A 15,712-nucleotide genomic window follows, 5' to 3' on the forward strand; every position below is an offset into this window, starting at 1 on the left:
TCCTACGGCCGTTCTACAAGATTAGAACACTAAAGCGCGCATAAAAAAAAGGCGCAACCCGAAGGTTGCGCCTTTCTTGGCTCCAGATCAATCCGCCTTAGTAGACGTATTTCACTGTGAAGGCCAGGCGACGGTCACTAACGAACCAGGAGCGACCGGTCTCGCGACCGTGTTCGTCCAGTGTCATCAGCGTTTTCGTCTCAGTGTTGAGCAAGTTAGTGGCCTGCAACCCGAGAGTGACCTCGTCGGTCAGGTTGTAGGACACGGAACCGTCCAGGAAGCCTGCATCGTCGTTCCAAATCGGCTGGCCACTGATCACATCACGCGTGGTCACCAGGTACTTGGAGCGCCAGTTGTAGGCCAGACGGGCCGCCCAGTCGTTTTTCTCGTACATCAACACCAGGTTGGCGGTGTGCTCGGACTGCCCACGCAGCGGCAAGCCTTCGAGCAGACTCAGGTCAACCACTTCCAGACCGGGCTGCGGCGTTTCTTGCGGATCCTCACCTTCGGCTTCGGTGGCGATGCCGCTACCGGAGAAGTTCGGTACGCCCTCGGAGTCAATAAAGGTGTAGTTCGCCTGTACACCGAAGCCGTCCCAGGGCTCAGGCAGCATATCGTAGAATTGCTGGTAGGCAATCTCGAAACCCTGCATCTTGCCTTCTTCACCGTTACGGGTGGTGGTGAAGTCCACTGTCTGGCTCACCTGGCTTTCCGGGTTGGTGAAGGTTCTGGGCAGCGCCCCTTCAATAAAGAAGTTGCTCAAGTCTTTGTAGAACAAGCTCGCCGTCAGGGAGCCGACCGGCGCAAAGTACCATTCCAGGGACACATCGTACTGAATGGACTCCATCGGCTGCAGAGCCGGATTACCGCCATTGCCTGTCCAAATCACGTCGTTGACGTCGACAATATTGGTGCCGCCGTCGACCGGACCGGGCTCAACCACTTCGCTGGTGTCGGTTTCCCGGGTCACCACCAGCTGGCGATTACCGAGTACGGCCTGGTTACGCACTTCCGACATATCCGGCAGCGCAATGGCCTTGGCCACCGCGAAGCGAGAAATCAGGTCATCGGTTAGCTCGACCTTCAAGTTCAAGCTCGGCAGAACGCCGTCCCAACTCGCGGAACTCTCTTGCTCTTGATCCACGTTGTTACCAAATGCCTTCTCCGTGTCCGACAGCCAGTTGTTGGCATCCCGCGAGTAAGACATCAGTTGGTTCACTTCGTCCAACCAATCCTGCTCGCTCGGGAACAGCGCCGGATCAAACGGGCCTACTTCCTCTTCCGCCCACTTGCGGATCGCGCCGCTGTCCGACAAATCTTCGGGGGCCCCAGCGGGAGGTTCTTGACCAATCAAATCGGGGTATTGGATGGAGCCCTTAGCATCGCGAGTCAGCTCAACGTAACGCAGACCCACGTTACCGGAGAACCGGTAGGCCGTGGCATCAGAACCGAAGTCCAAACGAACATAAGCCGCTTTGTTGGTTTCGGTAGTGTCGTAAATTTCCGCTTCCGAAAAGTAAGTGCCATTGACCGCTTCAGGGCGCTCGTCCGCCGGATCCCAAATACCTTCCGCCCCGGGGTTGTTCTGCGGCACGGTACGACCGGCAATCACTTCCTTCAGGAAGTCTTCGGTCGGGAAGATGAAACCGTCACCGGGGATATTTACCACATCGCCACGGTGAAAGTCTGACCAGTCAACGTACTCGTAGGCATCCCGCAACTCTTCGGTTTCAGACAGCCACATGGCGCCATCACCTCCGTTGGGGCCCCATTCCGCACCGATACTGCCCCAGTTGTAGGGGGTGGTACGAACAATCTGGTTGCGGTCAGCAAAGCGCACACCGGCTTTCACGGAACGGAAGAAATCCATATCGTCCATGTAGTGAGTCATGTCAAAACGCACGGCTTTTGACTCACCCTCTGAACGCTCGTAATGGTCCATCGCCGAACGCCACCAGTAGGAGTCCAGGTCCTGGAAGTAGTTACTATCTCCAGCGGGATCATTGGAGAAGCCCGGGAAGTCTTCACTGTAGTACTCGGGATTGGCGTCCCGACGACCGTCCCAAGGCTCAATTACCGTCAAGCGAGGCGTGTCGTTGCCCGACATATCGAAATTCTGCAGGGCGTAGAAACCGTTGGCAACCTGAAGGTCGTCATCTTCGGTGGTTGCTTCCACCAACTGGAAGTCACCTTCGAATTCCCAGGCATCGCTCGGGACCCACTTCACGTTGAGACTTAGGTCATCAACAATGGTATGGGTATCTTTGTAGCGGGTATCCGCCTGATACTTCTGACCGAAGTAGTCATTCTGAGTGACATAATCTTCCGGCACATCGCCTTCGCCGTCCCAACCGCGGGGCACTCGGCCTTCGCCGCCGCGCCAGCCGCCGCCATCGGTAATGTAGCCGGATTCGAAGATGCCCATATCATCGAAGGCAAACTCGGTGCCCGGGTAGGGGCGCGCACGACGGGTTGTGCTTACCGAGCCGTCGTCATTCTCTTCGCCGTAACCACCTTGATATTTGATGGCATTCTCTTTCCAGCTCAGACGGGCGTCAGAGCGGATAAATTCGGCGGTGGCTTCCCATTCTTCGTTGGGGCTGGACCACTGGAAAGCAGTTGCCAGGCCCTTGCGGACGCGGTCATCTTCTTTGGTAAAGAAGTTGGAGCCGTTGGTCATCCACACCTGGTTGTCGGCGTCGGCTACGCTGGAGGGCGCGCCCAGAGTGTCGGCGTTGTATTTAACAAAGGCGTCACTCTGAATACCGTTGGATTCGCCGATCAGCTCGGAGTAAGAGGCGTTAATTAACCAACCGAACTCACCCAGGTCGTCGGTCAGCCAGCGGTTGCTGTATAGCGCGGAAACGGTCGGAGACCCTTCTTCAGCCAAATCGCCATAGGAAACATCGCCGGTGAAGGCGATCATCTGGCCGTCTTGATCGAATGGCTTGCGGGTACGCAGGCTTACGGTACCACCAATACCGCCTTCAATCATGTCGGCCGTTTGGTTCTTATAGAGGTCCACGCCGGCCATCAACTCGGGCGGCACGTCCTGGAAGTTCAGGCCCCGACCAGAGTTGGCGGTGAAGGAGTCGCGGCCGTTGAATTCGCTTCGCGTGGCACTCATGCCACGGATAACCGCGCCGCTGCCCTCAACCCCGAAGTGGTCCGGGTCTTCGGGCGCCTGGAAGCGCTCGATGGACACACCTGGCATACGCTGCATGGCTTCGAGCACACTGCGGTCCGGCAGGGAACCAATGTCCTCGGCGGAAATCGCATCCACAAAGGTGTCTGCATTACGCTTGATGTCCTGGGCATTCTCCAGGTTCTGGCGCACGCCGCTTACGACGATTTCTTCCAGAAGCGGTTGTTGTTCAGACGCATCCTGCGCAAGGGAAGGGGATCCCATTGCCATAACACACATGGCAAGCATCGACTTTTTAAAAGTGACACCTTTCTTAACGTTGTCGCGATAAACCATAGCGCTTTACCCCGTTGTTATTATGTAACACAGCATCGACCGGTAGCTTCCCAAACGTCTCACGCAGGGAGACTACCTGTTAACACTCACCTAATTATTGGTATTACCTGACCAGGGGCCAGGATAGTACCTGAATACCATTACGGCAGACATTTATCAGCGTAGACCATAACTGCCACTAGTGACGGCTCGACCCCCGTAATAGTCATTCAGACCACTAATTTGATAGTGCATCATGTTCAACTAATAGTCAAATAGTAAATTAGACGAAAATATGGCGTCTTGCATAACATCTATTCCACAATTTATTGTAGACCAACTTGGCGGCACGCAAGAGCAGCCGGCACTCACACGGATATATCATACAAATATCGCCCAAGGCTCGACCTTTATGGTCAGCATCGCTATAATCGCCGCTTCCATTAGCGCGCCGGGTTCTGAGAGAATCACGGCTGTTTTCGGAAGATCGCCAACTTTTACAACTCAAACAGTGGGATGTGCGCCGTGGCCACCAATAAATCGCCCTCCAAGCGACCACACAGTCGGGTCGAGCCGCTGAACCAGCCCGAAGACGTGCTTCCGGGGCTGTCCATCGACAACGTGATATTCGGCCTGGATCATGGCCAACTCAAGATCCTTCTGGTCAAACACAAAGTTGGCCCCGGCAAGGGGCACTGGGCACTGCCGGGCGGCTTTATCCACCGCGAAGAGAACCTGCGCGACGCCGCCGCCCGCCTGCTGGAAGAGCTGACCGGCATGCGCGACCTCTTCCTGGAGCAGCTGAAAAGCTTCGGCCGGGTGGACCGCTTCCCCAACGAGCGAGTGGTAACCATTGCCTACTACGCGCTGATCAGCGCCGAGGACTACACCGTCGTGGCCGGGCACAACACTACCGAAGCCGTCTGGTTCGATGCTCAGGACTTGCCTGACCTGATTTACGACCACTCCGAAATTGTAGATCATGGGCTGCACTTTCTCCGCCACAAAGTCTGCCACGAGCCCATCGGCTTCAACCTTCTGCCGGAGAAGTTCACTCTGCTGCAACTGCAGGAGCTCTATGAGGCCATCCTGGATGTGAAGCTGGACAAGCCTAACTTCCGCCGCAAAATGATGAAAATGAACCTGCTCGCCCCCTGCAACGAAAAGCAGAAAGGCGTACCGCACCGGGCGGCCAACCTCTACCGGTTCGACTCCGCCGCCTATGAGCGCCTAACCGAGAAGGGCTTTTCCTTCGAGTTCTGAGCCTGAACGCTGTCCAGGCCGGCGCTCAACTGTCGTCGGTCAGCCTCCCGAAGACTCCCTCAACCCATTATCTGACGCGCAATACCGTCTGATGTAGTCCTGATGAGCGGGCAAGGCGGCGGCCGTCTTGCCAACGGCCTCTCTGAGCAGACCCATGTTGTGAATAAGCGTACTCTCGGGCACGCGATCCACCAAGGCATCATAAGTCCGAGGGCCAACCCCCTGCCCCAGCATAACCGCCAACCAACTATGAGGGGTGAACAAGTCTTCCGGCGAGGGAATAACCCTTCCACTACCCCGGAAAATCTCCAGCTTTTCGGCCAAAGTATCGGGGATCTCCATATTACCCACGTAGCGCCAGAACGCCGTATCGTCTCGCTCGGTGGCGCTGTAGTGCAACACGATAAAGTCCCGAACCCGCTCGTAGTCAGAGGTCATCACCCGATTGTAATGGGCAATCTCCGCGGGGTTACAGCCGCGGCCCGGCCACAAATTGATCAGCCGCTGAATGCCCATTTGTGTCAGATGGATACTGGTGGACTCCAACGGCTCGATAAAACCACCGGCCAGGCCGATGGCGACGCAGTTTTTCTTCCAGAAGGCGCGGCGGTGACCGGTGCGAAAGCGCAGCGGTCGGGGGTCAGCCAGAGCCTCTCCCTCGGCTCCCTCGACGAGCCGCCGGTGCACTTCACCCTCATCGACAAAAGCGCTTGAGTACACGTAACCGTTGCCCGTTCGCGCCTGAAGGGGGATGCGCCAGCGCCAGCCGGCCCGATCCGCCGTGGCGCGGGTGAACGGATCCGGCGCCCCCGAACCTGTCGTGGGCAATGCGATCGCCCGATCGCAGGGCAGGTAGTGGCTCCAGTCCACGAAGTCGCTGCCCATGGCGCCCTCGATCAGCAGCGATCTGAAGCCACTGCAGTCGATAAACAGGTCGCCCGCGAGCACTTCGCCGCAGCGCAGAGTGACCGATTGAATCGTGCCATGATCCGGGTGCTGCTCGACACGCTCTACCAGGCCCTCGACACGGCGAACACCCCTCTGCTCGGCGTAGCGGCGGAGCATCCGGCCGTACCGCATGGCGTCAAAGTGGTAGGCGTGACGCATGGTAGACAAAATGGCGTCCCCACCGCCTTGCGGTGGCGAGAACCGACCAAGGCGGGCGGCCACCGCACAGAGGTTGTACTGGCTGATCTCCCCTGGAAGGTCAGCGGGCGCCTCACCCTCGTCAGACAAGGCTTTCAGGCGAAGCCACAACTGATGAAAGGCAAACTCCGGTGTGTCGCGCCCATAAAACCCGAACGGGTGGAAATAGCGATCGCCGAGCTTGAACCAGTCCACAAACTCAATCCCGAGCTTAAAGGTCCCCTGGCACTCGCGTAGAAAGTCGTTCTCGTCCAAACCGAGAAACTCATTGAATTCGATCAGCGGCGGGATGGTAGCCTCACCGACGCCGATGACCCCCACTTCCTCGGATTCCACCAGCGTGATGGACGTATCGGGCGGTGCCATGCGGGCAATGGCCGCCGCGCACATCCAGCCGGAGGTGCCACCGCCGACGATAACAACGCTGTTCACCCCGGCCCCGAGCTGGGTCGAACCGGTGTCCGACGGAGCGCTCATCGCCGCCCGCCCGGCGCCTTGCGGAAACCGCTCGCCACCACTTCATTGACTAGGTCGCGATGCGTCGGCACCGCGCTCAGGGCGTTTTTACTCTGTTGACGAATGCTTTCGAATTCCTGCTTGGCGCCGTCATAAAAGCGCAAAGCGCCGGCGCGAGCCGATATGTCGGTTTTAAACCCCATGCCGTAGAGGATGTACTGCCAGCTGTTTTCATCAAAGATGTCATGGCTGGCGTCAATATCGAGAAACGAAGGGGGCCGGTGCCGCCACTGCTCCAGCTTGTCCTTCAGGTAATCAGAAGCTGATGAAGGATCCCGGTTGTCCCGCCAGAAATCGGTGTCCGTTCGCCCGCTCACGAAATAATGAAGCTTGATAAAGTCGATGACATGCTCGAAGCGTTTGGTCATGGCGTCGTTGAACTGCTTGGCCGAGCGCTCGGTATCACCCGACCAGGGGAAAAGGTTACAGAGCATAAGGGCGGCAACTTCGGCGAAGCTGATGCCGGTCGCCTCCAGCGGCTCAATAAACCCGACCGACAGGCCAATGCCCACACAGTTCTTGTGCCACTGAATCTTTCGAAACCCCGCCTCGAACGACAGCTGCCGAGGCTTCAATTCCTCCGCAGCGGGCCCTATATAACGCTTTAACGCTTCCAGCGCCGCCTCGTCACTGCAGTGATCGGAGGAATAGACATAGCCCACGCCGCGGCGGTTATGCAGGCCGATATCCCAGGTCCACCCCGCGTCCTGGGCAGTGGCATAGGTACAGGAGGGAATCGGCTCATCGGGCCGATCGTAAGGCACCTGCATGGCCACGGCCCGGTCACAGAAGAGCTGATGCTTGTACGAGGTAAACTCCGACCCCAGAGCTTTTCCGATCAACCGCGACCGGAAACCGGTGCAGTCGATGTAGAGGTCGGCCTTGAGCTCGCCATGCGCTCGGCCCTGCACAGAAGCGATAGCGCCGTTTTCGTCGAGTTTGACATCATCGATGGTGTCGACCAGCCGTTTCACTCCCATCTCCACCGCCCGGCGACGCACGACCTGAGCCAGCTTCCCGGCATCGAAGTGATAGGCGTAGTTTAAAGGCGCATTGTAGTTGGGGTGGGTAATGAGTTTCGGTGCAAGCTTCGCGTCCACGACCCGCTCCTGCACCGTACACGCCTCCGCCCAAGGCACATCCCCGGCAACGCCGAGTAACCAATAGGGCAAAAGGTCCATGTCTGTGTGCTGAGAGCAGACCTGAAAAGGATGAAAATAGGTGTCATCCGGCGCGTCTGCCGGGTTCTGTTTCCAATTATTGAACCGGATGCCCTGCTTGAACGTGGCATCCGCCTCCCGGATCAGCTCGCTTTCATCAAGCCCAATCCGGCCCATTGTCTTGCGGATAATGGGGAAGGTACCCTCGCCCACGCCGAGGATACCGATCTCCTCGGATTCGACCAGCGTAATGGACACCCCTCCCGGGGTATCCGCCGCCAGCATACGCGCCATGTAGGCGGCGGTGATCCAGCCCGCGGTTCCTCCGCCGACAATCAGGACGCTCTTGCTCATCTTGGCACCTCTTACTCAATACAGGTCAGGCAAGTCTGTTCAAGAGCGTCCCTCATGGCCCACTTAGAAGTCAACGCCCAAGTGCAAGCTGATGCGCCGGTCCGTCACAAAGACCGCGCGATCAACAAACCGCCCGTCCAGGATTTCCATCTCGGTTCGTTGGTCCTCGTCGGTGATATTTTGCACATTCAGCTTGACATTGACCGAATCGGTTAACTGATAAGAGATGCTGCCATCGAGCCGTCCGGACGCCGCCGCGTAGACGGGCAACGCCATCCGAACCTCTTCACCAGTTAGCGGATCAGTGTAGGGGTCGTTGTTGTTGGTCGTGCCCGAATCGTTCGTGGTCGTCAGGTAGCGATCACGCCAGTTCCAGGCCAGGCGCGCACTGAACTTATCCCAATCGTACAGCAGGGTCGTTGAGTAGGACCACTCCGACAACCCGATGACCGGCACATTGAGTTCGTTGCCGTGGACGTCCAGGGCAAACGCGTCCGGCGAATCATTGTCGATGTAAGTCACGTTCGCATCGACACCAAACCCGCTCAACCAGCCCGGCAGCGTATCGAAATAGGTCCGCCCGCCGAGTTCAAAGCCGCTGATAATCGTGTCCTCTTCGGCATTAACGCTGGAGCGACTGGCGACGGTTCCCGGTAGGAAAGTATTACCGCCTCCGTCGACCGGTGTCGTTTGCGGGTAGTTCTCTTCGGCGAAGAAGTCACTCGCGGGCGCCGAGAAGTTGTTGAAGGTGATGTAGTTGTCGATGGTCTTGTGAAACAACGACAGGTGCACCGACGCTCCCTTGCGTGGATACCACTCGAGCGAAATGTCGTGGTTCAACGAGATTTCCGGCTCCAGGTATGGATTACCCGTCGTGTTCTCATAGCCAGCGAAGATTGCGGGAATCTCCACCTCCTCGTCAGGGTATTCCGCCGCCAACTCGTCGTTGAAGGGGTTCGCCGTTGTGGCCACGCTTGCCTGCCCCTGCGCCCGGATGTCGGGGTATCGTGGCGGGGTGAGCGTCCGGGTCAAGGCGTAGCGTAACACCCAGTCGTCGGCCGGCTCGAACTTGAGGTTGAGCGACGGTAGAAAATAATCTTTCTCGAAGCTTCCTTCACGAGCGGTCTCATAAGCAACGCCTTCCTGAGTCAGCGGGGGTTGCTGCCCGTCGTTCGCCTCTTGCCATGCCGCCACATTCTCAATGCCGCCCATCGCCTCAACGGACGCTTCGGCATCAGCCAGGCTCGCATAGTAGCGCGTGCCACCATTGAAGGTGAAGTTCCCTTGGCTTTCGATGTCGTAGTTGACCCAGCGCACCCCGACATTACCGCTGAAGTTCAGAAACCAGGCATCGTCGAAGTTCTCGAAGCCCAGCATGGCGTAGGCGGACTGGGTCTTGTGGTTGGTATCATAGAAGGACGGCAACTGGTCGAAATTACGGTTGCGTAGCGTGTCCTCGTCGCTGTAAAGATAGGTAGTCGCCGCCGGATCATTGCACTGGTAATGAAGGTCAGGTCCACATGCCAGATAGGTGTCGTAAACGCGGTTGAACTGGTCAGACGCGTTGACCTGGTCGGAGCCCACCCAGACGCTACCGGGCGCCGGCTCATCCCCTTTAAAGAAATCCGAGAACTCTTCAAGGTAGAAATCGCCCTCTGGAGCCGTGCCAACGACAGGCCGCGGCACGCCATTCCAGCCACGGCCTGTCGCAGACCACCAGGTTCCGACGAAGCTATCGGATTCTTCGCGATCTGCAACGCGCCCGCCGACAGCGAGCTTCTTGAAGAAGCCGTCACCGATGTCGAAATTGGCATCCAACTGGACCGCATGGGCCTCACCTTCATTCGACATGTCCAGCCAGTTGATGCGGGAAAGCTCGGTGTCCGCCGGATCCGTCGAAAGGGGAGTTCCGAAGCTGGCCTCCGGCCGGTCGCCGGACATGTCCATATTGGTCCGGACGATCGACTGATTAACGGTGCTCCCGAGGCTGTACTTGCCCGAACGCGACTCGGCTTTCACATACTGGTAACTACCGCTCAAATCCCAACCGTCTTCCTCATACTTGAAACCGGTACTATGGTCGGCCGTCCGGCTGAAGGAAGGCGTGAAGCTTGAGTTCGGAGACACACTGAGGCCACCCGGGCCACCGTCCGGTGGAGGCTCATTATTAATATTCTCGCTGGTGATTGCACCCCGGACAAATACGCCGTTATTAAACTCGGCACCGTCAAAAACGCCCACGGGATTTCCTGGCTCCATCGCCAGGATCTGGCTGTCACGGTCACTCTCGCGCTCCGAGATAAACGTGGTGTGGAAGACCTCCAGGTTATCGTTCGGCTGCCACTGCAGAGCACCGTAGTAGCCATTGCGAACCCGTTCGAATTGGTCCTGGGTGTAGCGCACGCCGCTGGGCACGTAGGCCCGCTCGTTTTCGCCATCACCATCCAGATCGTGTCGAGTCGCGTAATAAGGCGGAATGATAATATTGCTGTCGTGGGAGGCAATCTTCGAGTAAGCCACATCGAGTAGAACGCCCACTTCACCGATACCCGTATCGAAGCGGTTCGATACCATGCCCGAGGCGGCCGGCGTGAGCTCTTCGGAGAAGTCTCCATAACTACCGGAGAGGGCCGCATTGGCTTCAAAGCCGTCGAAATCAAACGGCATGTGCGTCTGCAGGTTGACGGTGCCGGACACCCCACCCTCGATCAGATCCGCGCGGCTCGCCTTGTAGACAGTCACCGCCGACAGAAGCTCCGGCCCGACGTCCGCCCAGCTGATACCGGACCCGCCGTTGGCGGAGAACACTTCCCGCCCGTTAATCAGCGTCTTCGTCTTGTTCAGGCCACGCACCTGGATGCCCGAGCCTTCGAAGGCAAAGCCATCCGGAGAGCCCTCGCTACCGGCGCGGATCCGGTTCATGGTCACCCCCGGCGAGCGCTCCAGAATCTCAAGAAGCGAGGTGCTGGGCACCTTGCCCGCCTCATCCAGAACAATCAAATCGGCAACGGTGTCCGAGGCCCGCTTGAGTTCAATGGCATTTTCCAGGGCGGTGCGCTGGCCAGTCACTGTGATTTCCTCAAGAGCCCTGCCACCGCTGCTTTGAGCCGGTGGGGCCGCCGGGCTTGCCTCTTCGGCACTCTGCGCCCATACCGGCGAGGTGCAGGTCATTATGGTCACCGCTAGCACAGAACGCCGGAAAGCGGGAGAAGGACGACTGGGGCTGAATTGGGTTCTACGAAGATAAAAAAGGTTCGATTTCATTGTTTCCTTCAGCCGCCTTGTCAACGGCCGCTCCTTTCGCTGTCTACCATTACCCCCTTGCGATACAACCTGAATGAGGGGTGGCGTCTTAATTATTAGTGGACTCCCGGGAAATGCCCGGAACTAGATACCGCAACCTTTAAATGGTTACACGGACTATTTGACCATGTCAACATACTTGCATACAAGAATACAACGCCATGGATATTTGACCTTATTAGGCTTCACCCTTCATTCTCTTTTCACCCCCTTGTAATCCCCCGGCGACTCATTTAATCTTATTGTTCGTTTGACTAGAAGATAAGCCGAGCGGTCAACCGCCTCTATTTCCATTGGTGATTTCTGTATGTCGATTACTCGAGTTCTGACCGGCGCCGTACTGGGTAGCCTACTCACAGGCCTGGCCGTCGGCGCGCTGGCGCTGGAAGGCCCTGACTACATCCATCACGCTCCCGCCGACAGTGCGCTCAGCCTGGTGGGCAAAGAGCACTTATCCAACCTTTATGTAGACCCGCAGGATGACCCCGGCGTTATTCGCGCGGTGCGCGACCTTAGAAGCGATATCGAACGGGTGACCGGCCAACAGCCGCAGATCGTGCGCACCGCCGGCGGCCTGGGCTCGCAGGGCGTTATTATTGGGGTGCTGGGCCAAAGCCGGCTACTCGACCAATTGGTGGAGGACGGGAAACTCGACCCCTCCGCCATTGAGGGTGAGTGGGACGCTTACCATATGGAAGTGGTGAAAAACCCCACCGAGGGCCTCGACAAAGCGCTGGTGATCGCTGGCAGCAACAAGCGCGGCGCCATTTACGGCACTTATGACCTGTCCGAGGAAATCGGCGTTTCCCCCTGGTATTGGTGGGCAGACGTACCGGCCGACCAGCACGAGCACCTTTATATTAGTGGCGACCTGAAGCTGCAAGACAAACCCAAGGTGAAATACCGGGGCATTTTTCTGAACGACGAAGCACCGGCGCTGACCGGCTGGGTTCAGGAAAACTACGGCGACTACAACCACGAATTCTACGAGCGTGTATTCGAGCTGATTCTTCGCCTGAAGGGCAACTTCCTCTGGCCCGCCATGTGGAACAACGCCTTCGCCGATGACGACCCTCAGAATATGATCCTCGCCGATGAGTACGGCATCGTCATGAGCACCTCCCACCACGAGCCCATGATGCGAGCCGATAAAGAGTGGAACCGCTATGGCGAAGGGGCCTGGGAGTACTCCACCAACCCGGAAAACCTCTACGATTTCTGGCTCGAAGGGGCCAAGCGCAACAAGCCCTACGAAAGCATCTACACCCTGGGCATGCGCGGGCAGGAAGACACCCCCATGAGCGAGGGGCAGAACATCGAGCTACTGGAGAAAGTCGTTCACGACCAGCGCGAAATCCTCGATACCGTCTTCGATAAACCCACCGACGAAGTGCCGCAAGTCTGGGCCCTCTATAAAGAGGTGCAGGGCTTTTACGAAAGCGGCATGCGCGTACCCGACGACGTCACCCTGCTCTGGGCCGATGACAACTGGGGCAACATTCGCCGACTGCCCACCCCCGAAGAACGGGACCGCGCCGGCGGTGCGGGCGTGTACTACCACTTTGATTACGTGGGCGGCCCCCGTTCCTACCGCTGGATTAACACCGTTCCGGTGGCCAAAATCTGGGAGCAAATGAACCTGGCCTACCACTACGAGGCCAACCGCATCTGGATCGTGAACGTGGGCGACCTGAAGCCCATGGAATACCCCATCGAATTTTTCCTGCGCATGGCCTGGGACCCGGAGTACTGGAACCGCGAGCGTATGGCCGAATTTGGTCCGCGCTGGGCGGAGCGCGAGTTCGGCCCCGAGCACGCCGACGCCATTGCCCAACTGATGACCGACTACACCCGCCACAATGGTCGGCGCAAGCCGGAGCAGCAGAGCGCGGACACTTACAGCCTGCTTAACTATCGCGAGGCCGACCGTATTGAGGCGGAGATGGAAGGCATGATCCGCCGGGCCAACGCCCTCTATGCCCAAATGCCGGAGGCCAAGCAGGACGCTTTCGATCAATTGGTCCGCCATCCGGTACGGGCCAGCGGCAATATCACTCAGATGTATATTGCCCAAGCCCGCAACCAGCTCTACGCCGAGCAAGGCCGCTCCTACGCCAACGACATCGGCGCCTTGGCACGCGAGCGTTTTCAGAAGGACGCCATGCTGGAGGAGCACTACCACACCGAGATCAGCGACGGTAAGTGGAACCACTTTATGTCCCAACCGCGCATCGGCTACACCCACTGGAACAACCCGCCGGAGAACACCGCGCCGCTGATTTACGACTACAAGCCACACAGCAAGCCCGACATGGGCGTGGCCGTGGAAAGCATGGCGAACGCCTGGCCCACGCCCGGCGCCTATGCATTGCCGAGGTTCAGCCCCTATGGCCGCGAAAGCCGCCAAATTACCGTCTACACCAAAGGCGAGGCGCCCTTCGACTTCTCCGCCGAAGCCAGCGACGAGTGGATTCGCTTGAGCCAGACCGAGGGCACAGTGGACGGCGAGGCGCTCGTGGATGTCAGCATCGACTGGGACAAGGCTCCCACGGGCGAGCATTCCGGCCACGTCTTTATCAAAGGCACCGGCTGGGGCGGCGCCCGCGTTCAGGTGAACACCTTCAAGCCCGCCAAAAAGGTGGCTCGGCAAGTCGAAGGGTTTGTGGAAGCGAACGGTTACGTCAGCATTGAAGCCGCGCACTTTGACCGCAAAGAGGACAAGAGTGGCCACCACTGGGCGGTCATCCCCCAGCACGGGCGCACTTTGTCCTCCATCAGCAGTTTCCCCATCTCGGACAAGACCTTTGAGGATCCGACCCAGGGGCCTTATGTTGAATATGACATTTACTTTTTCTCCACCGGTGAGTTCCAGGTACACTCCCTGTTCGCGCCCAGCCTGAACATCGTGCCGGGCCGCGGGCTACGCTACGGCATTGCCTTTGACGGCGAGGAGCCGCAGGTTATCGACATCCTCGAAGACCAGAGCAAGGGGGCTTGGGAAACGGCCGTCACCGATGGCGTGCGCCGGTCCATCACCACTCATACCATTGAGGAGCCGGGGCGGCACACCCTGCGAATCTACCGGGTGGACCCGGCCGTCACCCTGCAAAAAATCATGGTGGATACCGGCAACCTGAAGCCCAGCTACCTGGGGCCGCCGGAAAGCCAGCGTCGCTAAGCGGCGAATGCAACAACGGAAAGTGGAATGACTATGAAAATTACAGACGCCAAGGTCATCGTCACCTGCCCTGGCCGCAACTTCGTGACCGTGAAAATCACGACCGATGACGGCCTCTACGGCATTGGCGATGCGACCCTGAACGGGCGAGAGAAGTCCGTCGTCTCCTATCTGGAGGACTACGTCCTGCCAGCGCTGATCGGCCGGGACGCCCGCCGCATTGAAGACATCTGGCAGTTCGTCTACCGCGGCCCTTACTGGCGCCGGGGCCCCATCGGCATGACCGCCCAGGCCGGGGTGGACGTCGCCCTGTGGGACATCAAGGCCAAGGCCGCCAACATGCCCCTGTACCAACTATTGGGCGGGCGCAGCCGCGACCGCATCATGACCTACACCCACGCCAACGGCGAAGACCTGGAGGCCACCCTCAAGGCGGTGGAGAAAGCCAAAAACCAGGGCTACCAGGCCATCCGCGTTCAGTGCGGCATTCCCGGCATCGACAAGGTTTACGGGGTACCCAAGGGCGGCAAGGCCTACGAGCCGGCCGATGCCGACCTGCCTTCGGAAGAGAGCTGGTCCACCCACAAGTATCTGAACTTTATCCCTTCGGTGTTTGAAGCTATACGCGAAGAGTTCGGCCCGGACCTGCACCTACTGCACGATGTGCACCACCGGCTGACGCCCATCGAGGCGGCCCGGTTGGGCAAGGAGCTGGAGCCGTACCACCTGTTCTGGATGGAAGACGCCGTGCCGGCGGAAAATCAGGAAGTGTTCCGTCTGATTCGCCAGCACACCACCACGCCGCTGGCGGTGGGCGAAGTGTTCAACAGCATTCACGATTGCCGGGAGCTGATCCAGAACCAGCTGATCGACTACATCCGCACCAGCGTGGTCCATGCCGGGGGCATTACCCAGATGCGCCGCATTGCGGACTTTGCCAGCCTCTGGGGCGTGCGTACTGGCTCCCACGGCGCCACCGACCTCTCCCCCGTGTGCATGGGGGCCGCGCTGCATTTTGATTATTGGGTGCCCAACTTCGGCATTCAGGAGCACATGCCTCACAGCGAGCTTATGGAGTCCGTGTTCACCCGGGACTACCGGTTCGATGAAGGCTTTTTCACCCCTGGCGAGGCGCCCGGCCACGGGGTGGATATCAACGAAGAAGAAGCGGCGAAACACCCGTACAAACGAGCCAGCCTGCCGGTGAACCGGCTCGAAGACGGAACCCTATGGCACTGGTGACCGTGCCCCACCCCTTTAAACGTTTGACTGGAAGAAGCGAGAGTTAACGTGACAGACAGCAATCCCAAGACCCAGCAGAAATTCACCAGT

7 protein-coding genes are annotated in these 15,712 nt (G+C 58.6%); 3 read left to right on the plus strand and 4 right to left on the minus strand.

What is annotated here, in order from left to right; all coding sequences use genetic code 11:
• Positions 1–97: 97 nt before the first annotated feature.
• Complete coding sequence (locus AAE514_RS11280; protein WP_347331644.1) at positions 98–3,415, minus strand: TonB-dependent receptor; 3,318 nt, start codon at positions 3,413–3,415, stop codon at positions 98–100.
• Between the two features lie 570 nt (positions 3,416–3,985).
• On the opposite strand from AAE514_RS11280, the gene AAE514_RS11285 reads away from it, so the two are divergent.
• Positions 3,986–4,723 carry an NUDIX hydrolase gene (locus AAE514_RS11285; RefSeq protein ID WP_430623897.1) on the plus strand — a complete coding sequence of 246 codons (738 nt, stop codon included), beginning with the start codon at positions 3,986–3,988 and terminating at the stop codon, positions 4,721–4,723.
• 39 nt (positions 4,724–4,762) lie between these two features.
• On the opposite strand, the gene AAE514_RS11290 is transcribed toward AAE514_RS11285, so the two are convergent.
• From AAE514_RS11290 to AAE514_RS11300, 3 genes are all read right to left on the minus strand, one after another.
• On the minus strand, positions 4,763–6,346 hold the full coding sequence (locus AAE514_RS11290) for a tryptophan halogenase family protein (protein WP_347331646.1): 1,584 nt from the start codon (positions 6,344–6,346) through the stop codon (positions 4,763–4,765).
• Positions 6,343–7,899 (minus strand): tryptophan halogenase family protein, encoded by a 1,557-nt coding sequence (locus AAE514_RS11295; protein WP_347331647.1) that lies wholly within the window; start codon positions 7,897–7,899, stop codon positions 6,343–6,345. Before AAE514_RS11295 ends, AAE514_RS11290 begins: the two co-directional genes overlap by 4 nt.
• A 63-nt stretch (positions 7,900–7,962) precedes the next feature.
• Positions 7,963–11,070, minus strand: coding sequence for a TonB-dependent receptor (locus tag AAE514_RS11300; protein WP_347331648.1), 3,108 nt, complete (start codon positions 11,068–11,070; stop codon positions 7,963–7,965).
• Positions 11,071–11,509: 439 nt separating this feature from the next.
• Between AAE514_RS11300 and AAE514_RS11305 the strand changes: the two genes are divergently transcribed.
• Entirely contained in the window at positions 11,510–14,380 is a 2,871-nt protein-coding gene (locus tag AAE514_RS11305; RefSeq protein ID WP_347331649.1) for a glycosyl hydrolase 115 family protein, read from the plus strand.
• A gap of 33 nt (positions 14,381–14,413) precedes the next feature.
• Complete coding sequence (gene manD / locus AAE514_RS11310; protein ID WP_347331650.1) at positions 14,414–15,622, plus strand: D-mannonate dehydratase ManD; 1,209 nt, start codon at positions 14,414–14,416, stop codon at positions 15,620–15,622.
• Positions 15,623–15,712 lie beyond the last annotated feature (90 nt).

Source organism: Marinimicrobium locisalis (assembly GCF_039822625.1).
Taxonomy (GTDB): domain Bacteria; phylum Pseudomonadota; class Gammaproteobacteria; order Pseudomonadales; family Cellvibrionaceae; genus Marinimicrobium; species Marinimicrobium locisalis.